At 46.9% G+C, this 751-nt stretch carries 1 protein-coding gene; it reads right to left on the minus strand.

The genetic code is table 11. The features are described 5' to 3' along the window. Positions 1 to 679 (minus strand): trypsin-like peptidase domain-containing protein (locus tag R7Z50_RS26885; protein ID WP_318149667.1); only part of this gene is annotated, 679 nt, incomplete at its 3' end. Positions 680 to 751: the final 72 nt, after the last annotated feature.

The raw sequence follows: 751 nt of genomic DNA on the forward strand, positions 1-751 counted from the left end.
CAAGATCGGTTGCCTGCTGGAAAGATGCGGTGTTGATGCCTACCAATTCACCTTGAGTATTCACCAATGCGCCGCCCGAGTTACCTTCATTGATTGCAGCATCAGTTTGGATGAAGGCTTGACGACCATCGCTAATAGAAGAGCGACCTGTCGCGGAAATAATGCCGAAGGTCGTGGTTTGCCCTAAGTTGTATGGGTTACCAATCGCTAAAACGACATCACCAACCTGAGGTTTGTATTCAGAATTCAATGGGATGACAGGTAGGTTAGAACCTTCAACTCGTAAAACGGCAATGTCCGTGCGTTTGTCGGTGCCAACAAGTTGAGCAGCAGCAGCTCGACCATCTTGCAATGCAACAACGACTTGGTCTGCTTGAGCTACCACGTGATAGTTGGTAATGATATAACCTTTTTCGCTGACGATAACCCCAGAACCCAGCCCTTGTGTCGAGAGTTTACTGCGGTCGTTTTCAACGTATTTTCGGCTGTAGATGTTCACAACCGCTGGCGCCGCTCTTCTTACGGCTTGGTTAAACGACAACTCAAGAGATGCGATATTTTTCGGTTGTTGGTCGAGCGCGACAGGAATAACGTTATTGCGCAATGATGGAACTGCGAGCAGTACAACGGCAGCGGTTGCTAAGCCTAAAAAGACAGAACGTAATAAAAAGCTGAGCATATCCTCTCCATGCGTGAGCGCCAAAATGGCATAGAAAGGTGAAGAATAGCATTACATTGAAAAATAACAAAA

This window comes from Vibrio sp. 1249-1, from assembly GCF_033340495.1.